The following is a 26,799-nucleotide window of genomic DNA, read 5'->3' as shown; positions in this document are numbered from 1 at the left end:
GTCCGTCCGTCGTGTGAAGCATTGGAGATCCGAAACCTCTTGAGCTCAGGGCCGCCGACCGGGACCTGGGTCGGCCAGGACCGGCACGACCTGGTCGGCCGGTCCTCGACCCCCGCCCCGAACGGCATCCAGGACGTCCGGCTCGCGCTCTCGGACCTCCCGCCCGGCCTCCCCGTCACCGCGGCCGAGGTCCGGGGCCATGGCGGCGGGATCTGGTCGTACAACGGGGACGGCACCCACTGGACCGCGGCGTTCGCCCAGGTCCCGGGATCGACGAACGCCGATGTCTTCTTCGATCCGTACAAGGTCGAGGTGGGGCGGCCGTTCTCGGTGCGGCTCTGGTTCGAGGACGGCTCGACCTCGCTGGTCTCCCTGGCCGGTGGGGTGGCCGACCCGACCTTCCGGATGCCCGAGGCGGTCGCCCAACCCTCCTGGGTCGGCCAGGACGGCTCCGACCGGGTCGGCCCCGGCACCTCGGTCGGGCCGGACGGGGTTCAGGACGCGGTCATCGCGCTGGCCAACCTGACGGCCGGCGTCGAGATCGACGGGATCGACGTCAGGGGGCCCGGCCCACTGGCCTGGCAATCGGGGACCAACGCCGACGGCCTCCCCAACGCCGAATTGATCCGGGACGCCACCGACCCGAGCCTCGGCCGGCTCTACGTCCAGCCCGGCGTCGACCTGGACGGACTCCCGCTGTCCCTGACGATCTCCTACGCCGACGGCACCCTCGACCTCGTCGAGCTGCTCGGCGGGCCGACCGAGCCGGGCCTCGCCGTCCCCCCCCCCGCCTCGGTGCCGACCCGTCCCGAGGCGGTCACCGGCCGTTGGGCCGGCCAGTCCGACGACCCGGTCGCCGGACTCGGCGCCGCCTCGGTCGAGCTGGCCGGGCTGCCCGCCGGGAGGGCGGTGGTCGCCGCCTCGCTCTCCGGCTCCGACCGTGGCGTGACCTGGGCGTTCTCGACCCCCGCCGGCTCCTCGATCGGGGTCGAGCCCAACGCCCGGGCCCTCGCCTTCCGCCGCGATCCCGGCGACCCGACCCGGGCCTCGATCGCCTTCCCTCCCGAGAAGGACGAGACCGGCACGACGATGACCCTCCGGCTGTCCTATGACGACGGGTCGATCTCGATCGTCCGCCTCGACGGCGGCGCCGCGGATCCGTCGAGGAGGGCGGCCCGGCCGTCGCCCTCCTCCGTCGTCGCCCGGCCGGGGGACGACCTCCAGGCGTTGGCCGATTCGTACGGGTCGATCCGGCTGGCCGCCGGCGAGTACCGGCTCGACCGCCCGCTGGCCCTGAACCGGCCGATCACGATCACCGCGGATCCGGGGGCGACGCTCCGATTCTCGCAGCCGGATTCCGCCACGCCCTGGGGCTCGGCAATCCTCGTCCACCGCGGGAACACAACGCTCGACGGGTTCGCCGTCCGCTTCGACGGCCCGGTGCGGTGGGACTGGACGGTCCCCTACGACCCGGCCGTCATCGCCAGCACCGACACGAGGACGCCGACCCTCGGCTCGGTGAAGGTCGGGATCGTCCTCTCGAACCTCGACCTGGAAGGCCCGCCCGCCTCATCGACCTCCGGCCCCTGGGAGCGGTCGGCGGCGCTGGTCAACCTCGCCTCGGCCGAGGACGGGCGGATCCTCGGCAACGCGCTCCGGGGCGGGACGGTCCGGGTCATCGGGGGCCCCTGGGAAATCTCGGGCAACACCTACAGGGGGGCCATGCCCGGGACCTGGGCGTACGACGTCTTCGCCATGACCAACGCCCATGACGTCGACGTCCTCGACAACGTGGCCTCGCCATTGCCGGGATCGGGCAAGACCTACCGGTTCCTGGTCATGACCCAGAACGGCTCCGAGATTCGGGTCGAACGCAATCGGGTCGAGGGCATCGGCCCCCGGGACGACGACGCCCAGCCGCACCCGAACGCCCCGGAGGTCATCCTCACCGAGGCCTACCGGGTCAACTTCGAGGGGATGCCCAGCGGGCTCTCCGCCGACGGCTCGATCCTCCAGATCCCGCCCCCCCAGGGCGAGGTGATCCGATCCGGGGACGTGGTCGCCGTCCTCTCCGGTCCGATGGCCGGGCAGTGGCGGCGGGTGGCGCAGGTGATCGACCAGCGGACCCTGGTGCTGGACACTCCCCTGCCGACCGACCGGCCGATCGGCGTCGTTTCCGTCTCCGGCGCGTTCGTCGGCCTCGACATCCGGGACAACTCGGTCGACGTCCGGGGAAGCTCCGTGGCCTCCCCCCTCGTGCTGGCCGGGGCGCACTTCGACGCCGAGGTCTCGGGCAATCGCCTCCTCGGCGGGGCCGACGTCCGCCTGGCCTCTTCGGCCTCCGAGCGGACCGTGCACTGGGGTTGGACCCACACGCCGATGTTCGGCGTCCGCTTCGCCTCGAACACGATCGAGGACAGCCTGACCGGGCTCGACGCCGGGCTCGCCCGATATCCCTGGGCCAAGAGCAGCCGGGGACGCACCTACTTCGACGCCGAGATCGCCGACAACCTATTCTCCTGGTCGCCGGACTTCTTCAAGCGGACCGGAAAGACGGCCGCCCCCGCGGCGATGCGGGTCGGCGACGCGCTGTCGATCGACCCGCTCGAGTCCCGCGTCGTCACTTCCGGCAACGCGATCAAGGTGCCGCCGGGGATCGGGCTGGGGGGGGGGATCGACGCGACGAACGCGATCCTCAACGGCGTCTCGATCGCCTCCCAGGGCGTCCCGCTCCCCGCCCAGCCGCTGCCACCCATCGAAGGGCTCCGGCTGGTGGCCGACACCGGGTCCAGCCAGGGCGATGGCCTCACCCGGGACCCCCGCCTAACCTTCGCCAGCCCCTCCTGGGCCTCCTCGCTGGAATACCGCCTCGTCGGACAACCGTCCCATCGGCCGGTCTCGAGCGAAGACGTGTTCATGCCCCAGGGGGTCTCCGACGGCGTCGTGACCGTGCTGGTCCGGGGGATCGACGACTTCGGCCGCCCCGGTCCCGAGGGCAGCATCACCTTCCGGCTCGACACGACGGCACCGCCGGCGGTGACGCCGAGGCTCGGGCCGGGCCAGGACACCGGGATCTCGGATTCCGACCGACTGACCCGGATCACCTCGCCGACGTTCGTCGCCGACGGCGACGCGACCGACACCCTGATCCTCCTGCTCGACGGCCGGGAGCAGGACCGCAGGGTCGGCCCGGGGACGCTCCGGGTCGGAGGACCCCTGGCCGACGGGGCGCATCGATTCTCCATCCGACGGATCGACGCGGCCGGGAACGCGACGCCCGACGCGCCGACCGCCTTCACCATCGACGCGACCCCGCCCCCCGCCGCCTCCGTCTCGCTCGCACCGGGCCAGGATACGGGAATCTCCCCGACCGACAACCTGACCCGCCTGGTCGACCCGCTGTTCCGGGCGGTGATCGACAGCGGAGACGTGCTCGCCCTGCTCCGGGACGGGGTCGAGGTCGACCGGAGGTCCGGCACCGGCTCGCTCCGGGCCGGCGGCCCCCTGGCCGACGGCACGTACCGATTCTCCGTCCGCCGGATCGACGCCGCCGGCAATGCGACCGACGGCCCGGGCCGACCGGTGACGATCGACGCCACGGCCCCCGGCCCGGTCTCGGGCCTGTCCCATCTGGGAGCCGGTCGGCTCTCGTTCTCGCCGATGGCGGGGGCGGCCGACTACGTCTATCAGGTCGACGGCGGCCCCTCGATCCCCCTGGCCGGGGCGACGACCTTCCGGCCCCGCGGCCTGCCGTTCGAGTCGACGTCGGTCGCCGTCCGCGCGATCGACGCGGCGGGGAACCTCGGGGCCGAGGCGATCATCCGGGCGGCGATGCCCACGCCGGTTGGCACCTGGATCGGCCAGCGCCCCGGCGTCGACCTCGTCGGCCGACGCTCCGACGTCGCCCAGGCCGACGGCTTTCAGGACATCGGCATCGCGCTGACGGGCTTGCCGACCGACCGCTCGATCACCTCGGCCGAGGTCCGGGGCTGGGGAGGCGGCATCTGGCAGCACAACATCGCTGGACCCTACTGGCGGGCCTCGCTCGTGCAGGCCCCGCGATCCGACCGGGCCGAGGTGTACTTCCAGCCCCACCAACTCGATCCCGGCAGGTCGTACTTCGTGCGCCTCCGCTTCAGCGATGGCACGACCGTCGGCATCACGCTCCAGGGCGGGGCGGTCGACCCGAGTTTGCCGACCAGCCCGGCCCCGACGACCATTCTCGGCGACTCGTCGGCCGGCATCGGGGCGACGTCCGACGACGGACTTGCCCCGGAGGCACTTACTCCCGGCGCGATCGAGTCGGGTGGCGGGACGCCGACCCCGACTGTCGTCGATCCGCCGGCGTCGCACTCGGGACCAGTCCCGGCGCCCGAGACGCCGCAGGCCCGGATCGATCCGTCTCACCGCGCCGCGCTTCGGCCCCGGCCGACGACCTGGCAGGAACGCCTGGCGATGGTCCGGGCGATCAACCGGGAGCGGCACCTTGCCCGGAGGCGAGCGATGGAGGAGATCCGCGAGGCCTATCGTGGCCGATTGGCCTCCCTGGGGCTGATCGACGGGCTCCCGAGGCCGACGCGCCGGTGGGCCGGCCGGAGTTGATCGACGCCCCGTCGGGTGGGCCCGGGGAGGGCGGCCCACCCGCATCGTGCCCGGCCTCCCGTGTCCCGAAGGTGGGTCTCGACTCGCGGACCCACCTCGCGGGAGCAGGCCGGGGGCAGCGTCACTCGTTGAGCAGGCGCTGGGTGACTTCCTGCTGGCAGTGCTTGCACCACTTCCATCGCCCGCCCCCGACGACTTCGTCGAGGTGTCGCTTGGCGACGCGGATGGTGCGGAACCAGAGCAAATCGGGATCGTTCTGGCCCCGGTCGATCTTGGGGCAGCGGGCGAAGTGGAGGATGTTGGTGGTCGCTCGGACGGCCTTTCGGGGGGCCTCGGGCTCGGGGACCGTACCGTGGAAGATGAAGCCGGCGGCTTCCAGCCGAGCCTCGGCCAGGTCATCGGCGTCGCTGATGACCCGGACGGGCGATTCGACGGATTGATCGACGGGCATTAGGTCATCCCAGGGTTTCGGGCCGGGGTCGTTCCGACGGCAGTTTGCTGCGGAACCTCATGCAACAACCAGTTTACCCCGGATCTCGGGTACCCCACAACCCCGCCCTCGGCCCGGGGGGCGTGGCCCGTCGTCGCTTGAGGCGCCGGGCGGGCTTCGAGTAGGCTGGCGGGGGACGGACGGGCCGGGGCCCGTCGGCCGACCCGAGCCCGATCGAAAGGCCCGACGCCCGGTGCTCCGAGAAACCGTCGTCCACTTGAGGGACCTGCCGCGATACCGGCAGATCCTCGCCACGCTGATGAAGTACGGCTACCAGGACATCGTCTCGGCGATGCACCTGGAGGGCATCGTCCGGCCGCTGGAGAACCTGGCGCTGGGGGAGGAGAACGTCCCGCCCAGCGACCGAGCCCAGCGGCTCCGCATGGTCCTGGAGGACCTCGGGCCGACCTTCGTCAAGCTCGGCCAGCTGCTCAGCGGCCGCCCCGACCTGCTGCCGGACCCTTACATCCAGGAGCTGAGCCTGCTGCGGGACGAGGTCCGCCCCTTCCCGTTCGAGGAGGCCGAGGCGATCCTCCGGGCCGACTTCGCCCACCCCGGCGAGCTGTTCGGGGTGATCGACCCGACGCCGCTGGCCTCGGCCTCCATCTCCCAGGTCCACGCCGCCACCCTGCCCGACGGCCGCCAGGTCGTCCTGAAGGTCCGTCGGCCGGGGATCGAGAAGGTCGTGCAGGCGGACCTGGATATCTTGAAGAACCTCGCCCACCTGGCCGAGCGGCGGATCCCCTGGCTGGCCGCAGCCCGGCCCGTGGCGCTGGCGAAGGAGTTCGAGCGGAACCTCAAGCGGGAGCTGGACCTCAACGCCGAGCGCCGGACCATGCAGCGGTGTCGGCTCCAGCAGGCGGGCATGCCGTTCGTCCGCGTCCCCGAGGCGATCGACTCGCTGTCGACCGGCCGCGTGCTGACGATGGAGCGGATCGACGGCGTCGGCGTCGACGACCTCGACGGCATCCGCGCCCTGGGGCTGGACCCGAGGGAGGTCGCCTCCCGGGGGGGCACCCTGCTGGCCAAGCAGATCTTCACCTATGGACTCTTCCACGCCGACCCGCACGCGGGGAACATCCGGGTGATGGCCGACGGCGTGGTCGCCCAGCTTGATTACGGCCTCTTCGGCCAGCTCGACCTGCCCAGCCGGGAGCGGATCGCCGACCTGCTGCTCGGCCTGATGGCCCAGGACACCGACCGCGTCATGCGGGCGCTCGACGAGTTGGAGATCAGCGGGGAGGGGGTCGACTATCGCGGCCTCCGGCGCGACATCGGCGAGATGGTCCTGACCTATTCCGAGCTGACGCTCGACTCGATCGACCTCTCAAAGCTCCTCGGCGAGCTGGTGGCCCTGATCCGCTCGCACAGCCTCAGGCTCCCCCCGGACTTGATGCTCCTGATCCGGGCGCTGGTGACGATCGAGAGCGTCGGTCGGTACCTCGACCCGCATTTCGACATCGCCTCGCACGCCCGGCCCTATGTCGCCGAGCTGACCCGGAGGCGATACAGCCCCTGGAGGCTGCTCGCCGCCGCCGGCCGGACCGCCGAGGACGTGCAGCGGGTGGCGACGCTGCTGCCCGAGGTCCTCGGCCAGTCGCTCGAATCGATCCGCAGGGGCGAACTGCGCGTGACGTTCGACCTGAACCGGTTCGAGCAGCTCGTCGGCGAGCTGACCCGGACGGGGAACTCGCTGGCCGCCGGCATCGTCATCGCCGGTCTGATCGTCGGCTCCTCGCTGATCATCGCCGCCGGGGTCGGCTGGACGGGGCTGGGGATCGCCGGATACTCGATCGCCGTCGTGATGGGGGCCTGGCTGCTCTGGAACATGTTCCACCCCAGGTCATAGGGGGTTCGAGTCTCCCCGACGGCCGGTGGCCACGGGGTCGGTCCCCGGCATACGATAGGTGGCTCAGGGCCGGTCGCCGGCCCTCGCGAGCGGGGAGGCCGCTCGACCCGCCCCGCTCGCCGAACGTCCCGATCCGATCCGCCCCAAGGCCCGCCCATGCCCGTGACCGTCCGATGCCCGAACCCGTCGTGCGGGCGGTCGAACCGCTTCGACGAATCCCTCACAGGGCAGCCCGTGCGCTGCCCGATCTGCGGCGAGCGGACGACGTTCTCCGGCGCGACGGTGGAGATCCCCGAGGCCGGGCGGGTCGGCTCCGCCGGGACCCTGGAGCTGACCACCTTCGTCGAGGGGGAAGGGCATCGCGTCCGAGCCGGGTCGGCGGCGCCATTGCACGTCGGCCGATACCGGGTCAAGCGTGAGATCGGCTCCGGGGCGTTCGGCGCGGTCTACTGCGCGTACGATCCCCAGCTCGATCGGGACGTCGCCCTGAAGGTGCCGCACCCGGGCGTGCTGGAGTCTCCCTCGGCCGTCGAGCGGTTCCTCCGCGAGGCGAGGGCGGCGGGACGGCTCAGGCACGGCCACATCGTCCCGGTCTTCGACGCCGGGGTGGACGACGAGGGGCGGCACTACATCGCGTCGGCGTACGTCCCCGGCTCCACGCTGGCCGACCTGCTCCCCGGCGGGCCGTTGCCGGCGAGCAGGGCCGCCGAGATCGTCTCGGACTTGGCCGAGGCGCTGGACCACGCCCACGAGCTCGGGATCATTCACCGCGACGTGAAGCCCACGAACGTGCTGATCGACGCCTCGGGGGAGGCCCTGCTCGCCGACTTCGGCCTGGCCCAGCACCGGGGGTCCAGCAACGCGACGATCACCGAGGTCGGCACCATCATGGGCACCCCCGGTTACATGGCCCCGGAGGTCGCGGCCGGGATCTCCGGGGACGTCCCCCCGGCGAGCGACCAGTACAGCCTCGGGGTCGTCCTGTTCGAGCTGCTCTGCGGCCGCAGGCCGTTCCAGGGCCCCTCCCACGTGGTCATCTACCGGAAGCTGGAGGAGGCCCCTCCCTCACCCCGGCAGTTCCGCCCCGACCTCCCTCCCGCCCTCGAATCGATCTGCCTCCGGGCCCTCGGTCGACGTCCCGAGGACCGCTTCCCCACCATCGGCGACCTCGCCTCGTCCCTCCGCCGCTGGCTCGCCTCCGGCGACGCCGACGCGAGCCCCCCCGACGCCGCCGCGGGCGACCTCCCCGCCACCGAGGCCGATCCCCCTCCGCGACCCGCTCCTCCGCCGTCCCGGCGCCGATCGCCCCGGATCTCGACCCCGGTCCGGATCGCCCTGGTGACCATGAGTGTCTGGGCGATCCTCATCCTCGGCGTCATCCTGCTGATCCGCCTGATGGTCCCGGAGGGTTGAGCCGAGGTCCGGCCTTCGAGGGCTTCCGGGAATCCGAGGTCATGGCGGATCGGTCGGACGGACGCGGACGCCTCGGGCGTTTCACTTCCCCCCTCCATCACGCTCCTCCGTCGGTTTCGGGGCCTGATCCCTGACGGAACCCGGGCGTCCCCGTCGTTTCGGGGAGATGGCAGGGTAGGGGGCGGGCCGATAGGATGGGGATCTCCCGGGAGGACGTCGGTCCGATGCCTCGCCCCCCCCCCGGCGGCTCGAACACCTTCGAGGTCCCCCCCAGCGATGGCCCAGCCCCGCCTCCATCCGGTCGACCGCCCCGAGGTCCCCCCGAGGCCGATCACCGAACGGCTCCGCTCGCAGCTCGTCTATTTCCGGAGCGCCTCCGACGCCCCCGGCGTCCCCCCCCTTGGGCCCGATGAATTCTGGATCGCCCGGGAGGAGGTCGATCGCGCCCTGGAGGAGGGCGTCATCCTGCTCGTCTCCCCGCTCGACTCCGAGAACTTCACCGAGGTCGAACTGAGCGAGGAGCAGGAAGCCCTGCTCGAATGGCTCCGTCGCCATCAAATCCAGCATCTCCGCGTTTCGGGGTAGGCACCGCCCTCGAAGTCCCCCCGCGATCGACCGCGAACTCGAACATGTCCCCGGGGAAAGTGGGCGCAGGCAACGCCCGCCTGCCGCTCAACACTGTGGGGAGGAGCCGATTCTCCCCCATAACCCCGCCTCGTGCCGACCCCCCCCGGCTGGTTCGATCTTTTTTCGGCCGGGGGATGTTTAACGTCGCTCAATCAGGTACCCTGGCCGGGTGCCGATGGCGACCCGATTCGACGCTGCGATCCCATGCCACAGAGCCCACCACGAGATCCGATGCGAGCGATTCACGCCCTCTCCACGCGGCGGGTCGTCGGCCCGTCTCGGGCCCGATCGCCCCTCGCCTGGGGCCTCCTGCTCCTGCTGGCGTCGTCGACCCCCGGCCGCGTCACGCTCGCGGAGGACGACCGAGCCCTGTTCGAGGAACGGATCCTGCCGATCCTCGAAGACAACTGCTTCACCTGCCACGGGTTGGGGATCACGAAGGGGGGCGTCGACCTAGAGGCGCTCGCCTTTTCAGACGGCGCCGATGCCGACCAGGACCGGGAGGCCTGGCTCGCCGTGCTCAAGAACGTCCGGGCCGGCATCATGCCCCCGGCCGACGAGCCGGCGCCGACCCCCGAGGAGCGGGAGCAGCTCCAGGACTGGATCAAGGCCGGCGCCCTCGGGCTCGACCCCGACCGGCCCGACCCGGGCCGGGTGACCGTCCGCCGCCTGAACCGGGTCGAGTACCGCAACACGATCCGGGATCTGATGGGCGTCGACTTCGACACTACTGCCGAATTCCCCCCCGACGACACCGGCCACGGCTTCGACACCATCGGCGACGTGCTGACGATCTCCCCGCTGCTGATGGAGAAGTACATCGCCGCGGCCCAGGAAATCGTCTCCCGGGTGGTGCCGACCACCTCCGGCGTCGTCCCCGAGCGGACGATCCCCGGCTCCCGATTCCGCGACGAGGGCGACGAAGAGGACGAAGAGACGAGGAGGCGGCGCGACCGTTCTCGCACCCTGTCCTACTACGAGCCGGCCCGGGTTTCGACCATCGCCGAGGCGGAATACGAGGGGGACTATCAGCTGATCCTCAGCCTTTCGGCCCACGAGCAGTATGTCGAGGGGAAGTTCGACTCGAACCTCTGCCTCATCACCTTCGAGGTCGACGGGGAGAAGTTGCTGAGCAGGGAATTCAGCCAGGAGAGCGGCGAATCCTTCCGCTTCGAGTTCGACCTCGACTGGCAGGCCGGCGACCACGACCTTGCCGTCAGGCTGGAGCCCCTGACGCCGGACGAGGAGCAGGTCCGGTCGCTCACCATGCGGGTCGACGCCCTCACCGTCCGGGGGCCGATGGGCGAGGAGCATCTGGTCCGGCCCGAGGGGTATGAGCGGTTTTTCCCCGGCGAAGTGCCCGAGGATGAATCCGGTCGCCGCCGCTACGCACGCGACCTGCTCGATCGATTCGCCACCCGGGCCTTCCGCCGCCCGGCCGGGGCCGAGACGGCGGATCGGCTCGCGGACATCGCCATGTTCGTCGCGGGGCAGGAGAACCGGACCTTCGAGTCCGGGATGGCCCAGGCGATGGTGGCGGTGCTCGCCTCTCCCCGGTTCCTGTTCCGGGAGGAGGGGGTCGAGCCCGGCTCCTTGGGGCCGTACCCGAGGATCGACGAGTACGCGCTGGCCTCCCGACTGTCGTACTTCCTCTGGTCGACCATGCCCGACGACGAGTTGTTCCGCCTGGCCGAGCGGAGCCAACTGCGGGAGAACCTGGACGCCCAGCTCTCCCGGATGCTGGCCGACGACCGCTCCGAGCAGTTCATCCGCAACTTCGTCGGTCAGTGGCTCCAGGCCCGGGATGTCGACTCGGTCCAGGTGAACACCTACGCCGTCCTCTCCCGGGACACCCCCCCCGACCCTGATGCCGAACGCAACCGGGATCGATTCCGGGAGTTGCGCCGCAAGGACCCGGAGAACCTGACCGACGAGGAAGAGGCCGAGCTGGAGGTGATCCGCGAGGCGTTCTTCCGCTCCCGGGAGCGGTTCGAGCGGTACGAACTGGACGGCTCCCTCCGCCGGGCGATGCGGGCCGAGACGGAGCTGCTGTTCGAGCACATCGTCCGGGAGGATCGCCCCCTGATCGAACTGCTCGACAGCGGCTATACCTTCCTCAACGATCGGCTGGCCACCCTGTACGGGATCGAGGGGGTCGAAGGGGATGAGATGCGGAAGGTGGACCTCCCGCCCGACAGCCCCCGGGGGGGCGTGCTGACGCAGGGCACGGTGCTCACCGTCACCTCGAACCCCGACCGGACCTCCCCCGTGAAGCGAGGGTTGTTCATCCTGGAGAACATCCTCGGCACCCCGCCGGCACCCCCGCCGCCGAACATCCCCTCGCTGGAGGAGGCGGGCAAGGAGATCGAAGGGCGCACGCCAACCCTCCGGGAAGCGATGGAGCTGCACCGCAGCGACCCGCTCTGCAACTCCTGCCACAACCGGATGGACCCGCTCGGCCTGGCCCTGGAGCACTTCAACGCGCTGGGCATGTACCGGGAGCAGGAGCGCAGCGGCCCGATCGACGCCTCCGGGGTGCTGATCACCGGCGAGCCGTTCGACGGCGTCAAGGAGCTGAAGCGCATCCTCGCCGAGGACCGCCGGCTCGACTTCTACCGCTGCCTGACCGAGAAGATGCTCACCTATGCCCTCGGGCGGGGCCTGGAATACCCCGACGAGGGGACGGTGGATGCCATCGTCGACCGCCTGGAGGCGCGGGGCGGGCGGGCCACCGAGCTGATCGCCGCGATCATCGACTCGGCGCCCTTCCAGCGACGACGCGATCCCGGGCATGCCAATCGCGACGCCGCCGGGGTCCCTGCCGACCCGGATGACCGGGTCGGGGAGGAGTGACCGCCGGCCGGGATTCCGCCGCCGCCCCGGCCTTCGGCCGACCCGGGCCCTTCCGCCTCGAAACCGATGAATCGAACCGAAGCGAAGGAGGACACGCGATGTCCGATCGAACTGACCGCACCAGGCCCGATCCCGCCGGAGTCAGCCGTCGAGGGTTCCTCCGAGGCCTGGGGGCGTGCGTGGCCCTTCCGGCGTTCGCATCGCTGAAGACCACCGGGGCGCTGGCCGCCTCGGCCTCCGCCGCCGGGGACGGCCTGGCGACGGCGACGACCGGGGCCCCCCTGCGATCGGCCTTCGTCTTCTTCCCCAACGGGGCCATTCCGAAGGCCTGGTGGCCCGAGTCCGAGGGGAGCGGGGCGGACCTGAGGCTCAGTCGGACGCTGGAACCCCTGGAGGAGGTCCGCGACCTCGTCCAGGTCCTCGGGGGGCTGGACCACACCACCGCCGACGGCGGCCCTGACGGTGCCGGCGACCATGCCCGGGGCAACGGCACCTTCCTCACCGGCGTCCGCCTGAACAAGAGCGCCACCGACATCCGGGCCGGCGTCTCGATCGATCAGGTCATCGCCCGCCGGATCGGCCACCTGACGCGGTTCCCCTCGCTGGAGCTGTCCTGCGAGCCGGGCCGACGGTCGGGGGCCTGCGACTCGGGCTATGCCTGCGCCTACCAGTTCAACATCTCCTGGTCCTCGCCGACGACGCCGATGGCCCCCGAGTCCAACCCCCGGCTCGCCTTCGAGCGTCTCTTCGGCGAGGGCTCCCCCGGCGAGCGCTGGGCGAACCTCCAGCGCCGGCGGCAGGAGCAGCGTTCGGTGCTCGACTTCGTCATGGACGAGGCCCGGTCGATGCAGCGTCGGCTCGGCTCGGACGACCGCCCGAAGCTGGACCAGTACCTCACCGGCGTCCGGGAGATCGAGGGCCGCATCGAGAAGGCCGAGCAATTCGGCCCGGTCGAGGATCCCGGCATCGCAACCCCGCCGGGCGTCCCCCCCGACTTCGCCGAGTACGTCCGGCTCATGTTCGACATGATGCTGCTCGCCTTCCAGACCGACTCGACCCGGGTCGCCTCCCTGCTGCTGTCCCACGACGGCAGCAACCGCTCGTTCGACTTCATCGGCGTGCCCGAGGGGCACCACGACCTGTCGCATCACCAGAACCGGCAGGAGTGGATGGACAAGCTCGCCGACATCGACCGCTGGTACATCCAGCAGTTCGCCGGCTTCCTCCGCCGCCTCCGCGACACGCCCGACGCCGACGGCAATTCCCTGCTGCACAACTCGATGATCGTCTACGGCAGCGGCAACGCCGACTCCAATCGCCACACCCACGAGAACCTCCCCGTCCTGCTCGCCGGGGGCGGCGGCGGCACCCTGACCGCCGGCCGATACGTCAATCATCGCTCCAAGCCCATGTCGAACCTGTTCCTCGGCATGGCCGACCGGATGGGCGTGTCCGACCTCCCCCGGTTCGGCGACTCGACCGACCGCCTCGGCAATCTCTGATCCGACCACGACGGGACCACCGCGATGACCGCCCCGATGCTCTCGCTCCTGCTGCTATCCGCGTCGACGGTGGCCGTCTCGGAGGATCCCGTGGTCATCCCCCTCTGGTCCGAGGGGGCACCGGGATCCGAGGGGCGTCGGGACGAACCGGAAGAGGCCCAGGACTACTGGGTCCGCAACGTCCACAATCCGACGATCACCGCCTTCCTCCCCCCCGAAGGCGAGGCGACAGGCGCCGCAATGGTCATCTGCCCCGGCGGCGGCCACCGCCTGCTGGTCTACGACGCCGAGGGGGTGGAGGCGGCCGAGTTCCTCAACGGGATCGGCGTGGCCGCCTTCGTGCTCAAGTACCGGCTCGCCCGCGAAGAAGGCTCGCCCTATGCGATCGAGGAACACGCTCGGGAGGATGGGCTCCGCGCCATGCGACTCGTCCGGAGCCGGGCGGGGGAGTGGGGGGTCGACCCCGATCGGGTCGGCATCATGGGGTTCTCGGCCGGGGGCGAGGTGGCCTCGATGGTCGCCTTCGGCCCGTCCGGCGCGGATCCGGCTGCGAGCGATCCCATCCAACGGATCCACGCCCGGCCCGACTTCCTCGTGCAGGTCTACCCCGGCCCGATCGGCCTGCCGGAGGCCGTCCCCTCCGACGCCCCCCCCGCCTTCCTGCTCGTCGCCAACGACGACCGGGGGGCCGCCAGGGTCATCGACTCGCTGTTCCGGCAGTACCGCGACGCGCGGGCCCCGGTGGAGGCGCACGTCCTCGCCCGGGGAGGTCACGGCTTCAACATGGGCAACCGCTCCCGCTTGAATTCGATCAAGACCTGGCCCGATCGCCTGGCGGACTGGCTGGCCGACACCGGGATCCTCGATCCCACCACGGTCGCCGAGGACGGCCGGGGACTCTGAGCAGGCCACTGGCCCCCGCCCTCCGGAAACCCGAGAATGGGCCCCGCGGTGTAGATCCGGAGGGGAGGGTGCCCATGCGTTTGCGCGTCCGATGGCAAACCGTCTCGTTCGTGTCCTGGTCGATCCTCGCGATGATCGGCGGCGTCCGAGCCGACGACCGGCCGAACATCGTCCTGATCATGGCCGACGACCTCGGCTATTCCGACCTCGGCTGCTTCGGCGGCGAGATCGCCACGCCGAACCTCGACCGCCTCGCCGCCGCGGGGCTGAGGTTCTCGCAGTTCTACAATACGTCCCGGTGCTGCCCGACCCGGGCCTCACTGATGACCGGCCTCTATCCCCACCGCGCCGGGGTCGGCCGCATGACGTTCGACGCGGGTCAGCCTGGCTACCGGGGCACGTTGCGGGACGACACGGTCACGATCGCCGAGGTGCTCGGTTCTTCCGGCTATCAGACGATGATGGTCGGCAAGTGGCACCTGTCCCTCACGCCGGACGGGCCCCGGAACGCGGAATGGGTCGGCCATCGGCTCGACCTCGGCCCGTTCTCCGACCCGGCTACCTACCCCGTCAACCGCGGCTTCGACGCGCATTTCGGCACGATCTGGGGCGTGGTCGACTACTTCGACCCCTTCAGCCTCGTCCGGGGCACCGAGCCGGTCGAGGCCGTCCCCGGAGGCTTCTACTACACCGACGCGATCAATGACGAGGCCGCCCGCATGATCGCGCAGGCCGACGACGACCGGCCGTTCTTCCTCTACGTCGCCCACACCGCACCACACTGGCCGCTCCACGCCCCTCCCGAGGACATCGACCGCTACGCCGACACTTACGCCGACGGCTGGGATGCCCTCCGTGACTCCCGATACCGCCGGATGATCGACCTCGGCCTGATCGACCCGGAGACCGCCCCGCTCCCTCCCCGGGTGCAGCCCGATCGATCCTGGGACGAGAACCCCCACCAGCCGTGGGAGGCCCGGGCGATGGCGGTCCACGCGGCGATGGTCGACCGGATGGACCGGGGCATCGGCCGCATCCTCGACGCCCTGGGAGAGCAGGGGAGGCTTGAAGACACCCTTATCCTCTTCCTCTCCGACAACGGCGCGAGCCCCGAGGTCCCCGGGCGTCCCGGCTTCGACCGGCCCTCGCACACCAGGGACGGACGTGAGGTCGTCTACACGACGGAGAAGGAGGTCCTCCCCGGCCCCGAGACCACCTTCGCCGGCATCGGGCCGATGTGGGCCAACGCCGTGAACACGCCGCTGAGGCGCTGGAAGGCCGAGACGTTCGAGGGGGGCATCTGCACCCCCCTGATCGCCCACTGGCCCGCCGGGCTCGGCGTCGAGGGCGGCACGATCACCGCGCAACCGGGCCACGTCATCGACGTGATGGCGACCTGCGTCGACCTCGCCGGGGCCTCCTATCCCACCACGTTCGAGGGGCGGGCCATCGCCCCGATGGAGGGCCTCAGCCTCGTCCCAATCCTGCGGGGAGGACATCGCGAGGGGCACGACGTACTTTACTGGGAGCACTTCGGGTCTCGGGCCTTGCGACGGGGGGGCTGGAAGCTGATCGCCCCGTCCGGTCGACCCTGGCAGCTCTACAACCTGGCCGAGGACCGGACCGAGACGGTTGACCGGGCCGTCGAACGGCCGGATCTCGTGGCCGAACTGTCGGCGCTCTACGACGCCTGGGCGGCCCGGGACCTCGTCGAGCCGACCCCGGAGTGACTCCCCTCGGCATCGGGCTTGCGGCACGAGTTCATGCGATGGCGAGCCGTCCCCCAGGGAGGTCGGCCGTCGGGCGGCCCGGGATGGCTCGGGCCGATCCCCACCGCCTCGCACTCGCAACCGCAAGAGGAATCACCATGCATCCGTTCGTCGCGCCGATCCTGGCCCTCGCCCTCGCCTCGCCGGCCGCCGCCCAGGAGGCCTCCAAGAGCCTCGTCGAGTACGTCGCCGAGGAGCCCAACTTCCAGACCCTCTACTCCTACCTGAAGCTGAGCGGCCTGGACAAGGCGCTCGAGGAGGGCGGGCCCTACACCGTCTTCGCCCCCACCGACGAGGCCTTCGCCAAGTTGCCCAAGGGCACCACCGACGCCCTGGCCGGCGACCCCGAGGGCCTGGCCCGGATCCTGAAGTTCCACGTCATCCCGCAGGAAGTGATGGCCTCGGACGCGAAGAAGGCGGCCGGTTCGGAGGTCAAGACCCTGCTCGAAGGCTGCCCGCTGCCCATCTCCGGTCGGGGCGAGATGCTCATGGTCGGCAAGGCCCGGGTGGTGAAGGCCGACGTGCCGGCAACCAACGGCGTCATCCACGTGATCGACTCCGTGCTCCTGCCCCCCGAACAGTAATCCCCCGGTCCGACGACCGGCCCGATCGGCGGCCGGTCACCCTCCCAATCCTCATCCACGCGATCGACGCCGTCTTGATGCCCCCGGCCTGATCCGCCGGAATCCCCCACTCGGAATCTCGCACCTCGAAGTCGGCCCCGGCCGGGCGATCCCAACGATCGCCCGGCCGGGGCCGACCTTGAGGTGCGCGCATCCGGCGGATCGATCCGGCGTCGATCCGGGGGAATGCGCCGTGACGCCTTCCCCTCGGGCCGTTCGCCTGTTAAAACGAGGCGTGTTCAACACCCGTCGAACACCGACCCGTACCGACCCTGGGGAGGTCCGCCCCGATGATCCGAGTCCTCGGCGGTCCGAAGCGGCTGTGCGACGGCCTGACCCGGCGCGACCTGTTGCAGGTCGGCTCGCTCGGCCTGCTGGGGCTGGGCCTGTCGGGCGGGGGGGCGGTGCCGGCGGCAGCCTCCGAGGGGACTCGAACCTTGCCGGGGTTCGGAAAGGCGAAATCCTGCATCCTGCTCTACCTGTACGGGGCTCCCAGCCAGATCGAGACGTTCGACCCCAAGCCCGGGGCACCGTCGGAGGTCCGGGGGGAGCTGGGGACGATCCCCAGCGTGATGCCCGGGCTCGACCTCGGCGAGGGCCTGCCGAGGATGGCCCGGGTGATGGACAAGGTCACCGTTCTGCGGTCGGTGACGCACCCGTATCCGATCCACGGCGTGGCCTTCGCCACCACGGCGATTCCCCGGATCGAGCTGCCGATGGAGCTGAACCCGAGGGACGCCGGCCACTGGCCCTACCTCGGCTCGGCGGTCGACTACATGGACCGGCGAGGCGCGCCGGAGGGTGCGGTCCCACCGGTGCCCCGGAACATCGGCCTGCCCTGGGGATTCAGCACCCGACGGGTCGGTGAGGTCGCCCGGGCGGGGCCCTACGGCGGGTTCCTCGGCCCGTCGTTCGACCCGGTCTGGGCCGAGTTCGAAGGGCAGGGGACCGTCTCCGCTCGGAAGACCCTGGTAAACAAGGTCTGGGAGGGACCCGAGCCGTACCGCGGCATCGACCCCGGCGGCCGGTTCCGCCTGGCCGAAGTGACCGGACGGCCCCCGGAGCTGACGCTCGACCGCCTGGACCGGCGTCGGTCGCTGCTGGAGCAGATCGAGGCCGCCCGGCCGGGACTGGACCGGCAATGGGATCGTCTGGGCGTCGACGAGCAGCGGTCGATGGCGATGGGCATGATGCAGTCGGGCAACCTCGCCCGGGCCTTCGACCTGTCGGAGGAATCCGCCGAGACCCGGGACCTCTACGGCATGACCCTCTTCGGCCAGGCGAGCCTCACCGCCAGGCGCCTCGTCGAGGCCGGGGGGCGGTTCGTCTCCGTCTTCTGGGACGAATACGGCCTGGCCGGCACGGGCTGGGACACGCACTGGGACCATTACCCCCGCATGAAGGACGAGCTGCTGCCGGGACTCGACCAGACCCTCTCCGGCCTGCTGCTGGACCTGGACCGCCGAGGCCTGCTGGACGAGACGCTCGTCGCCGTGCTCAGCGAGCACGGCCGGACCCCCCGGATCAGCCACGCCCAGGGAGGCGGTCGCGACCACTGGTCCCGCTGCTATTCCCTGCTACTGGCGGGGGGAGGGATCGCCCGGGGGAGGGTGGTCGGCTCCTCCGACCGGATCGCCTCCGACCCGCTCGACCGGCCGATCTCCCCCAAGGACGTCCTCGCGACGATCCTGCACCAGCTCGGCATCGACCCCGCCTCCGGATGGGCCGACCGCCAGGGACGCCCGCTCCCACTGGTGCCCGAGGCCGAGGTCATCGCCGAGGCCCTCGCCTGACCGACCCTCCCGACTCGACCCGACCCGGCGCGGTCCTCTCCCGATCCGCCTCGTCCGATCGAGTCGATCTCCCCGAGATCTCCCCCCACCCGGCCACCCGACGCGTGGGCCGGAGCCCAGCCGAATCGGGAGCCGCCCATGACCACCGGGAACCGAGGCCACGGCCACCGGCACGCCTTCGAACACTTCAACGCGATGCGTCGCGAGGGGCTAATGCTCCAATCCCGCCGCAACCTGCTCAAGGCGAGCATGGCCGGGATCGCCGGGCTGACGCTGCCGGGCCTCCTCCAGTATCGGGCTGAGGCGTCGGCCAGGGGGACGCCGATCGCCGGGAACAAGGCGGTCATCCTCCTCTGGATGGCCGGAGGCCCCAGCCAGATCGACACCTGGGACCCCAAGCCCGACAGCCCTTACGAGAACCGGGGCCCCTTCGGCACGATCCAGACGGCACTGCCGGGCGTCTCGATCTGCGAGCACCTGCCGAAGCAGGCGGCGATGCTCGACAAGTTCACGATCATCCGGTCGGTCGACCCCACCCACAGCAACCACGAGCCGAACAAGGTCTTCCAGACCGGCAACCTGGAGGCGGCGCCCCGGATCAACCCGAGGGGAGATTCCTACCCGGCGATCGGCTCGGTCGTGGCCAAGCACCGGGGGGCGAATCACCCGGCGATGCCGCCCTACGTCGCGTTCCAGACCTCCCGGTCGCACATCGCCCATGCCGGGGTGCTCGGGAAGGAATACGACCCATTCATCGCCAACCAGGCGGCGAAGCTGCCGATCTACTCCAACGTCGGCGTCGACACCGGCCGGATGAGCAGCGCCGAGCTATTCCGGATGCCCAACGGCCTGGACGAGGGCCGGGTGCGGAGCCGCCGTTCGCTGCTGGAGCGGTTCGACGACGTGAGGGAGGCCGTCGAGTCCAACGCCGAGGTCGACGCGATGGACGACTACGGCCGGCAGGCCGTCGAGCTGCTCGCCGGCCGACGCGCCCGGGACGCCTTCGACCTGGACCGGGAGCCGGAGCAGGTCCGGGACCGATTCGGCAAGCACCTCTGGCTCCAGCAGGCGTTGCTGGCCCGTCGACTGGTGCAGGCCGGGTCGTCGTTCGTGACGCTGGATCTGAGCTACCACACCGCCTCGGGCACCTGGGACACCCACGGCGACAACATCCCGCCCTACGGCGGCATCAAGAACGGCCTGGGCCCGCTCCTGCCGCTGTTCGACCACCTGATCACCACTCTGGTGGGCGACCTGGACCGGCTCGGGATGCTCGACGACGTGCTCGTGATCGCCATGGGAGAGTTCGGCCGGACGCCGATGATCGGCACGCAGGGCAGCACCGACGGCCGGAACCACTGGCCCCATCTCATGTCGATGTGCCTGGCCGGCGGCGGCCTGAGGCACGGCCAGGTGATCGGCGCGTCCATGCCCGACGGCGGCCACATCAAGGACCGCCCCGTCACCCCCGGCGACCTCGCCGCCACCATCTACCGCCACATGGGAGTGCCCCTCGACGCCCACTACGAGGAGATGGACGGCCGCCCCCGGCCGATCGTCGACAAGGGTGGACCGATCGGGGAGTTGTTCTGATTCGATGCCGGATGCCGGATGCCAGATCGCCGTGACTCGCCCGGGCATCGGGCATTGGCCATCCGGCATCCGCCGTTTCATCGGCCATGACGAGTTCAATCCGACGGCCGTCGACCCGCACGAGCCGGTCGCTCGTTGGACTCGATGGTCTGACTCCGCCCGAACCCTTCCGAGGCCTGGTCCCGGCCCCGATCGGGGGACCGGGACCGAAACCAGGAGGATCGATCGGGCGGTAGTAGGTCGGTCCCGACCCGGGCCGCTCAGGGCGTGTCGCCGGTCGGGGCGCCGAGGTCATCGGTTTGGCCCTGGCCGGACTGCGACTGACCGGGCTGGCCCTGACCGCCGCCCTGATTCTGGCGGGCCATCTGGAGGTGCTGCTCCAGCTTGGGCAGGGTGGTCTGGGCGAACTCCCGGATCTCGGGGTCCTGGCCGTGCTGGGACTCGGCCTTGAACAGGCCGATGGCCAGGATGTGCGCGGCCTCCTGCTGCTTGAAGAACTCCTGCGAGAACTGAGAGGAGTCGCAGACGGCCAGGGCCATGGCCGAGGCGGTGTCCTTCAGGCCGGGACGCTGGGGGACCTCGATCCCCTTGGCTTGGGCGAGCTGCATGAGCTGTTGGTTGGCCTGGGTGTGGTCCTGGATCATCTGATCGGCGTACTGCTGGACCTGCTGGTCCTGCGACTTCTGCATCGCCAGCTGGCTGATGCCGATCTCGCCCATGCCCGCCTCGGCGGCGGCCATGACGAACAGCTGGTCATTCATCCCCTGGGGGGACTGCACCTGTCCGGGCTGGGCCTGCTGCTGACCGGGCTGGGCCTGCTGCTGACCGGGCTGGGCCTGGCCCTTCGTCTGGAGGCCGCGTCGAGCCTCCTCGGGCTGCTGAGTGGGCGACCGGCCGGCAGGGGCGGGGTCCTGCTGGCGGGCGAAGGTCGTCAGGGCGGGGGTCGCTGCCAGCGTGAAGGCGGCGGCCAGGAGGGTCAATCGCTTCATCATCTCGTCGTCCTCGGTCCCTGGGATCGGCCGGGGCCCCGGTGCCGCTCCTGCGGCCCTCGTCGAGGGGCCCCGGCCGGGCTGCTCTCGGGGAATGCGTGAGCATCGGCGGAACCGTTGACGCAAAGCCGGGGCCGACGCGGAGCAATCGCGGACGACGATCCCGTCCCACTCCCGACGGGCGGGGTTGGGGGGAAATCGGCGCTCTGGAGGAGAGGGACCTCCCTCACCCCGGGGGATCGGAGCGAGAGGAACGAGCTGGACTCGACCACCTCGGCCGGCCGGTCAGCGGCCCGGGCCCTCGATCGCCAGGTCCGACGGCGTCACCCCCCGGGTGTAGCCGTTGAAGCCGAACGGGGTCGGCGCGTACTCGCCGACGAGGTCGACCTCGGTGCCCCCTTCCGGGATCTGTCCCTCCATCCCGAGGCACCAGTAGCAGGCGTTGACCAGGAGGCGACGCAGTCCCTCGCTCTCCAGGTCGACCGACGAGCCGGCGGTGGTGGCGAAGACCCGGGCGCCGTCGAAGGTCTTCGTCCAGGCGATCGGCATCATCGGGTCGTTCTTCTCCCCCTCGACGGGAGGGTCCTCGGGACTCATGCCGCCGAGGACCTGGCCGAGGATGATCGGCTGGCTATCCCCCGGCAGAGGGAGTCGGACGCCGTACACGTCGGTCGGGCCCCAGATGTCGCCGTCGTCGATCCCCCGGGTGATCGGGTGGCCCTCCGCGTCGGGGGCGACGACCCCGCGGGTGCTCTCCTTGCCGTGGGCGCCGTGGTGGCTGATCCACGTCTCTCCCAGCACCTTCCGGCCGAAGCCGCCCTCCCAGCCGGGGGCCTTGCTGTCCCAGGAGTAGTGGCCGAAGGTCGAATCCCCCGGAAGCTTGAAGGCGTGGGTCGCGGTCCGGATGCCGATGATCGGCCGGCCGGACTCCACGTAGTCGACGACGTGTCTCATCTGCTCGTCGGGAAGGTCGCGCATCCGGGCGGCGATGATCATCAGTTCGGCATCCTCCAGCGCTTCCAGCCCGGGGATGTTCCGGATGTTGTTCGGGTCGATCTCGCCGGTCTCCGGGTCGATCGCGAACAGCACCGTGCAGGTGAACCCGTGGCGCGTCGCCAGGATCTTGCCAAGCTGCGGCAGGCCCTCCTCGGAGCGATACTCCTCGTCTCCCGAGACGAGGACGATGCGCGTGCCCTTCCCGGGGCCCTCTCCCCCCTCGTAGACGACCCAGGGATCCTCGGCGGCGGCGGTCGTGCCGAGGAGCGTGAGGGAGAGCAGGGCGGTTCGGACGGGGGTGCGAAGCATTGGGAATCCTCGATTCGATCTCGGGTGAGGGGTGACGGAAGCTCGGGACGAACCGCGGTTTCGGAGGCAGTCGGGCCGGACGCCGCCCGGCGACCAGGCCCGCTCAGAGCGACCAGGGCCGGCGGTACTCCTCGGTCCTGAGCGCATTCGCCTCGTCGTCGTCGACGAACCGCTCGGCGTCGGGGTCCCAGGTCAAGGGGCGACGGAGGGTGTAGCCGATCACGCCGAGGTGGCAGACGCTGGCGGTCCGGTGGCCGACCTCGGCGGGGGCGACGGGGCGGGCCTCCCCCCTGATCGCCGCGAGGAAGTTGTCGTAGTGGTCGCCCTCGGCGTCGACGCGTTCGGCGCCCTCGGGCAGGGGCCCGGCGAGGGACTCGGGCTCGGTCTCGAACTTCGATCGGCCGACGCGGATGATCCCCTCGGTCCCCTCGAAGGTGCAGTCGTCGGGCCCGCCGTGGATCATCTCGACGCCGTCGTCGTAGACGAATCGGAGCCCCGAGGTGTCGTCCCCCTCCGGGGGGATGATCGAGACCGGGCCGGACTCGTGCTTCTTCAAGGCCCACTGGGCGATGTCGAAGTGGTGGGCCCCCATGTCGGCAATGCCGCCATTGCCGTATGGGGCGTAGCCCCTCCAGTCGGGGAAGTGGTCGTGGACCCCCTTCGGGCAGAGGATCTCGTTGTAGGGGTGGAAGGCGGCGGGGCCGACCCAGAAGTCCCAGTCGGTCCCCTCGGGAACCGGCTCCTCGGCGAGGTCCACCGGCTTGGGGGGGCCGCCGACGCCGACCCGGATCGTCTTCACCTCACCGATCCGGCCGTTCCAGACCAGCTCGACGGCCCGGGGGAAGTTGCCGCTGAACTCGCCGGGGCTTCGCTGCTGGCTGCCGGTCTGGAACGTGATGCCGTTGCGGGCCACGGCGTCGACGATCGTGCGGCCCTGGGCGATGTTGTGCGTCAGCGGCTTCTCGCAGTAGATGTGCTTCTTCGCGTCGGCGGCCATGACGCAGGGGATCGCATGCCAGTGGTCGGGGGTGGCGATGATGACGGCGTCGAGGTCGTCCCGGGCGAGCAGCTCCCGGAAGTCGTGGTAGACGTCGCAGCCGGTGTGCGAGGCGGAGCCGTCCCGGTCGGCGGTCGCCTTCTCGATCCGGGCCTTCGCGTCGTCCCGTCGGATGTCCACCACGTCGGCCACGGCGACGACCTGCGCGTCGGGCCTCCTCGCCATCCGGACGGCCAGGCCCCTCCCCTGGATCCCCACGCCGATGACCCCGAACGTGATCCGGTCGTTCGGCCCGACCCGACGGGCCCGGCCGAACGCCATGGGCGCGGCCGCGAGCGTCAGCCCGGCGGCGAGGGTCGAGCGGAGGAAGCGGCGGCGGGTCGGCACGGCGATCGGCAACGGCCGGGGCATGGCGAGAACTCCTTCGGGGATCGAAGTCGGCGGGGGTGACCCTTGGCGACGAGTGCCTCAACCGCATTAGACTACCGCCGATGCCCGCTGTGAAGGCGCCGGGGCCCCGGCGGCACACAACTCCCGATCGACCGGAGAATTCCGTCATGTCCTCACGCGAATGCACCTTCACCCGACGCGACTTCGCCCGCGGCGGCGCCGCGATGGCGATGGCCTGGTCGCTGGCCCGGGCCCCCGGCGCCTCCCGGGCGTTCGCCGGCCCCATCCAGGACGACGGCGACCGGCCGATCCTCAACCGCTTCCCCCGGATGCTCCAGGACTTCTACGTCGACCGCGTCCGGGCCCTCGACGCCGCCCGCGTCCGGGCCCTCCGCGAGCTGGAGACGAAGGAAGACGCCGAGCGGCACGTGGCCTCGGTCCGGGAACGGATCGCCGAGTGCTTCGGCCCGATGCCCGGGCGGACGCCGCTGAACCCCCGGGTGACCGGCTCGATCGACCGGGACGGCTACCGGGTCGAGAACGTGATCTTCGAGAGCCGCCCCGGCTTCCTCGTGACGGGGAACATTTACGTCCCGACGGGTCGGGCGGGCAAGCTCCCCGGGGTGATCGGCACCTGCGGGCATTCGACGGAGGGCAAGGCGGCCGAGCCGTACCAGAGCTTCGCCCAGGGGCTGGCCCGGCTCGGCTACGTCTGCCTCATCATTGACCCCATCGGCCAGGGGGAGCGGCTCCAGTACCCGGGCGCGGATCTGGGGTCGAGCGTCGGCGCCGGCGTCCACGAGCACCTGCTGGCGGGGAATCAACAATTGCTCGTGGGCGAGAACCTCGGCGCGTGGCGGGCCTGGGACGGCATCCGGGCGCTCGACTACCTGCTGACCCGGGACGAGGTCGACCCCGATTGGATCGGCGTCACCGGCAACTCGGGGGGCGGCACGATGACCACCTGGCTCTGCGGCCTGGAGGGCCGCTGGGCCATGGGGGCGCCGAGCTGCTTCGTCACCAGCTTCCGCCGCAACCTGGAGAACGAGCTGCCGGCCGACATCGAGCAGTGCCCGCCCCGGGCCCTGGAGCTGGGGCTCGACCACGAGGACTTCCTCGCCGCGATGGCGCCCAAGCCGGTGATCATCCTCGCCAAGGAACGCGACTACTTCGACGTCCGGGGCTCGATCCTCGCCCACCGCCGCCTGAAGCGGCTCTACACGCTGCTCGGCGCCCCCGAGAACATCGGCCTGTTCGTCGGCCCCACCGAGCACGGCTACTCGCAGGAGAACCGGGAGGCCATGTACGGCTGGTTCAACCGGGCGACCGGCTCGGCCGACGGATCGACCGAGCCCGGACTGACGATCGAGCCGGTCGAGGCGCTCAGGTGCACCCCCGAGGGCCAGGTGGCGGCGATGGGGTCGAAGTCGGTCGTCGCCTTCACCCGGGAGAAGTCGGAACGGCTCGCAGGGGACCGCGGCGGGCTCGACGCCGAGGCCACCCGGGCGGCGGTCGCCTCGCTCGTCCCGGGGCCCGGGGCCCGGCCGCTCCCACCCTATCGCATCCTCCGGCCGATCTCCGGGCGGGGCTACCCGAAGCCGAGCATCGGCGTCTACGCCGTGCCGACCGAGCCGGGGATCGAGGCGATCGCCTACCGCCTCTACGACCGGGCCCACCAGTCCCGGCCCCCCGCCGACGCGACCCGCGCGATCCTCTACATTTCCGACAAATCCGCCGATGCCGAATTGCGCGACGAGCCGTTGATCCGTGAGCTGATCGCCGCCGAGCCCGAGTCCGCCCTCTACGCCTGCGACGTGCGGGGCATCGGCGAATCCCGCCCCAACACTTGCGGGATCGATTCGTATTTCACCCCCTACGGCAACGACTACTTCTACGCCTCGCACGGCCTGATGCTCGGCCGCCCCGTCCCGGCGCAGCGGGCGCTCGACGTGCTGGGGCTCCTGGACTGGCTCCGGTCCATCGGCCACGCCGAAGTCCACCTCGCCTCCCGGGGCTGGGGGACCATCCCCACCACCCTCGCCGCCGTGCTGGCCGAGGGGGACGCGATCAAGGCCGTGACGCTCAAGCACGCACCCGCATCCTTCTCCGACATCGCCGAGGCCGAGGAGTACGACTGGCCCCTCTCCTCGCTGCTCCCCGGCGTGCTCATGGCATTCGACCTCCCCGACTGCTACCGAGTCCTGGAGGCCAGGGGGCTCAATCTGATCGAGCCGAGGGGGGCGACCGCCTGACCCGGGACGCTTGATCGGTCGGACGGTCGGGCCCGGGCGACTCGGGCCCCGCCGACCTCGGCGACCCCGCTCAGCCGCCCCGGCCGGAGCTCTGCACGGCGTTGCCGCGCTTGAGGCTCTGGAGCAGCACGCGGCCGGGGCCGGTGAGCCGGGTCATGAAGATCCCCTCGCCGCCGAAGAGCATCTTCGAACACCCGCCGACCCCCTGGATGTCGTAGTCGACCGAGTGGGAGAACGCCGCGAGGTTGCCCGAGCTGACGAGCAGGCGCTCTCCCGGGGCGAGCACCCGCTCGTCGAAGTCTCCGCTGCCGTGCACCAGCACCCGACCGACCCCGGAGACCTTCTGGAGGAACAGGCCCGCGCCGCCGAAGAACGCGGCACCGGCGCGCCGGGCGATGGTCACGGTGATGTCGACCCGCTCCCCCCAGGCGGCCAGGAACGAGCCCCGGGTGGCGATGATCGGCCCGTGGGTTAGATCCCAGATGCCGATCCGGCCCGGCGCATTCGCTGCCAGCAGCACGTAGCCGGGACGATCGGACTCGATGTAGGTCAGCGTCAGGCCCTCGCCGGCCAGCGAGCGCTTCACGGCCCCGCCGACGCCGCCCGGCACCCGGAGCCGCCAGCGGACGGCGTCGGAATAGGCCATGATCGAACCCTTGCTCGCCCAGATCGCATCGCCCGGTTCGAGGTCCAGCCGGGCCCGCTGGGCGATGTCGCCGAGGATCGTCAGTGGCACCGGGCCGTCTTCCCGTCGCACCGGGCCCCCGGAGGAATCGGCCAGTTCGAAGGGGTCGTCGGCGTCTGACGGGATGCCGAAGGGGTCCTGGGCCATGAATTCCTCTCGATCAT

At 71.1% G+C, this 26,799-nt stretch carries 17 protein-coding genes; 12 read left to right on the top strand and 5 right to left on the bottom strand.

Features of this window, described 5'->3' with window-relative positions:
* Positions 1-39 precede the first annotated feature (39 nt).
* Positions 40-4,602, top strand: a complete 4,563-nt coding sequence (locus tag ElP_RS19905) for an Ig-like domain-containing protein (protein WP_145272255.1) — start codon at positions 40-42, stop codon at positions 4,600-4,602.
* A 121-nt stretch (positions 4,603-4,723) separates the two neighbouring features.
* Here ElP_RS19905 and ElP_RS19900 read toward each other — a convergent pair whose 3' ends face one another.
* Positions 4,724-5,053: a hypothetical protein gene (locus ElP_RS19900; protein WP_145272253.1), complete on the bottom strand. Its 330-nt coding sequence runs from the start codon at positions 5,051-5,053 to the stop codon at positions 4,724-4,726.
* Between the two features lie 232 nt (positions 5,054-5,285).
* Here ElP_RS19900 and ElP_RS19895 point away from each other — a divergent pair, with 232 nt between their 5' ends.
* The 10 genes from ElP_RS19895 (at position 5,286) to ElP_RS19850 (ending at position 20,017) form a co-directional block, all read left to right on the top strand.
* Positions 5,286-6,941, top strand: a complete 1,656-nt coding sequence (locus ElP_RS19895) for an ABC1 kinase family protein (RefSeq protein WP_145272251.1) — start codon at positions 5,286-5,288, stop codon at positions 6,939-6,941.
* Between the two features lie 156 nt (positions 6,942-7,097).
* Entirely contained in the window at positions 7,098-8,354 is a 1,257-nt protein-coding gene (locus tag ElP_RS19890) for a serine/threonine-protein kinase (protein ID WP_145272249.1), read from the top strand.
* 276 nt (positions 8,355-8,630) lie between these two features.
* Positions 8,631-8,939, top strand: coding sequence for a hypothetical protein (locus tag ElP_RS19885; protein WP_145272247.1), 309 nt, complete (start codon positions 8,631-8,633; stop codon positions 8,937-8,939).
* A 273-nt stretch (positions 8,940-9,212) separates the two neighbouring features.
* Positions 9,213-11,834, top strand: a complete 2,622-nt coding sequence (locus ElP_RS19880; RefSeq protein ID WP_197446191.1) for a DUF1592 domain-containing protein — start codon at positions 9,213-9,215, stop codon at positions 11,832-11,834.
* A 98-nt stretch (positions 11,835-11,932) separates the two neighbouring features.
* Positions 11,933-13,336, top strand: a complete 1,404-nt coding sequence (locus tag ElP_RS19875) for a DUF1552 domain-containing protein (RefSeq protein ID WP_145272243.1) — start codon at positions 11,933-11,935, stop codon at positions 13,334-13,336.
* Between the two features lie 24 nt (positions 13,337-13,360).
* Positions 13,361-14,239 (top strand): alpha/beta hydrolase, encoded by an 879-nt coding sequence (locus tag ElP_RS19870; RefSeq protein WP_197446190.1) that lies wholly within the window; start codon positions 13,361-13,363, stop codon positions 14,237-14,239.
* A gap of 74 nt (positions 14,240-14,313) precedes the next feature.
* Positions 14,314-15,969 carry an arylsulfatase gene (locus tag ElP_RS19865; RefSeq protein ID WP_145272241.1) on the top strand — a complete coding sequence of 552 codons (1,656 nt, stop codon included), beginning with the start codon at positions 14,314-14,316 and terminating at the stop codon, positions 15,967-15,969.
* Between the two features lie 137 nt (positions 15,970-16,106).
* A complete protein-coding gene (locus ElP_RS19860) occupies positions 16,107-16,592 on the top strand; it encodes a fasciclin domain-containing protein (protein ID WP_197446189.1) in 486 nt (161 codons plus the stop codon).
* Positions 16,593-16,921: 329 nt separating this feature from the next.
* The gene (locus ElP_RS19855) at positions 16,922-18,424 is read left to right on the top strand and encodes a DUF1501 domain-containing protein (protein WP_145272237.1); all 1,503 of its coding nucleotides are present in this window, start codon (positions 16,922-16,924) and stop codon (positions 18,422-18,424) included.
* Positions 18,425-18,562: 138 nt separating this feature from the next.
* Entirely contained in the window at positions 18,563-20,017 is a 1,455-nt protein-coding gene (locus ElP_RS19850; RefSeq protein ID WP_145272236.1) for a DUF1501 domain-containing protein, read from the top strand.
* Between the two features lie 260 nt (positions 20,018-20,277).
* On the opposite strand, the gene ElP_RS19845 is transcribed toward ElP_RS19850, so the two are convergent.
* The 3 genes from ElP_RS19845 to ElP_RS19835 form a co-directional block, all read right to left on the bottom strand.
* A complete protein-coding gene (locus tag ElP_RS19845) occupies positions 20,278-21,009 on the bottom strand; it encodes a DUF4142 domain-containing protein (protein ID WP_145272234.1) in 732 nt (243 codons plus the stop codon).
* Between the two features lie 282 nt (positions 21,010-21,291).
* Entirely contained in the window at positions 21,292-22,311 is a 1,020-nt protein-coding gene (locus tag ElP_RS19840; RefSeq protein WP_145272232.1) for a ThuA domain-containing protein, read from the bottom strand.
* A 103-nt stretch (positions 22,312-22,414) separates the two neighbouring features.
* Positions 22,415-23,719: a Gfo/Idh/MocA family protein gene (locus ElP_RS19835; RefSeq protein WP_145272230.1), complete on the bottom strand. Its 1,305-nt coding sequence runs from the start codon at positions 23,717-23,719 to the stop codon at positions 22,415-22,417.
* Between the two features lie 146 nt (positions 23,720-23,865).
* Here ElP_RS19835 and ElP_RS19830 point away from each other — a divergent pair, with 146 nt between their 5' ends.
* Positions 23,866-25,950 (top strand): alpha/beta hydrolase family protein, encoded by a 2,085-nt coding sequence (locus ElP_RS19830; RefSeq protein ID WP_145272229.1) that lies wholly within the window; start codon positions 23,866-23,868, stop codon positions 25,948-25,950.
* Positions 25,951-26,020: 70 nt separating this feature from the next.
* Here the strand turns inward: ElP_RS19830 and ElP_RS19825 are convergent, their stop codons facing one another.
* Positions 26,021-26,782, bottom strand: a complete 762-nt coding sequence (locus ElP_RS19825; RefSeq protein WP_145272227.1) for an AIM24 family protein — start codon at positions 26,780-26,782, stop codon at positions 26,021-26,023.
* Between the last annotated feature and the right edge of the window lie 17 nt (positions 26,783-26,799).

The sequence above is a fragment of the Tautonia plasticadhaerens genome (assembly GCF_007752535.1).
In the GTDB taxonomy this organism is placed as follows: domain Bacteria; phylum Planctomycetota; class Planctomycetia; order Isosphaerales; family Isosphaeraceae; genus Tautonia; species Tautonia plasticadhaerens.
This window is presented reverse-complemented; position numbering and strand designations above follow the sequence as displayed.

Bases quoted from the DNA above. Each gene is read 5' to 3' on its own strand.
- ElP_RS19900 (WP_145272253.1), bottom strand. From the start codon at position 5,053: ATGCCCGTCGATCAATCCGTCGAATCGCCCGTCCGGGTCATCAGCGAC.
- ElP_RS19890 (WP_145272249.1), top strand. From the start codon at position 7,098: ATGCCCGTGACCGTCCGATGCCCGAACCCGTCGTGCGGGCGGTCGAAC.
- ElP_RS19885 (WP_145272247.1), top strand. From the start codon at position 8,631: ATGGCCCAGCCCCGCCTCCATCCGGTCGACCGCCCCGAGGTCCCCCCG.
- ElP_RS19880 (WP_197446191.1), top strand. From the start codon at position 9,213: ATGCGAGCGATTCACGCCCTCTCCACGCGGCGGGTCGTCGGCCCGTCT.
- ElP_RS19875 (WP_145272243.1), top strand. From the start codon at position 11,933: ATGTCCGATCGAACTGACCGCACCAGGCCCGATCCCGCCGGAGTCAGC.
- ElP_RS19870 (WP_197446190.1), top strand. From the start codon at position 13,361: ATGACCGCCCCGATGCTCTCGCTCCTGCTGCTATCCGCGTCGACGGTG.
- ElP_RS19865 (WP_145272241.1), top strand. From the start codon at position 14,314: ATGCGTTTGCGCGTCCGATGGCAAACCGTCTCGTTCGTGTCCTGGTCG.
- ElP_RS19860 (WP_197446189.1), top strand. From the start codon at position 16,107: ATGCATCCGTTCGTCGCGCCGATCCTGGCCCTCGCCCTCGCCTCGCCG.
- ElP_RS19855 (WP_145272237.1), top strand. From the start codon at position 16,922: ATGATCCGAGTCCTCGGCGGTCCGAAGCGGCTGTGCGACGGCCTGACC.
- ElP_RS19850 (WP_145272236.1), top strand. From the start codon at position 18,563: ATGACCACCGGGAACCGAGGCCACGGCCACCGGCACGCCTTCGAACAC.
- ElP_RS19845 (WP_145272234.1), bottom strand. From the start codon at position 21,009: ATGATGAAGCGATTGACCCTCCTGGCCGCCGCCTTCACGCTGGCAGCG.
- ElP_RS19840 (WP_145272232.1), bottom strand. From the start codon at position 22,311: ATGCTTCGCACCCCCGTCCGAACCGCCCTGCTCTCCCTCACGCTCCTC.
- ElP_RS19835 (WP_145272230.1), bottom strand. From the start codon at position 23,719: ATGCCCCGGCCGTTGCCGATCGCCGTGCCGACCCGCCGCCGCTTCCTC.
- ElP_RS19830 (WP_145272229.1), top strand. From the start codon at position 23,866: ATGTCCTCACGCGAATGCACCTTCACCCGACGCGACTTCGCCCGCGGC.
- ElP_RS19825 (WP_145272227.1), bottom strand. From the start codon at position 26,782: ATGGCCCAGGACCCCTTCGGCATCCCGTCAGACGCCGACGACCCCTTC.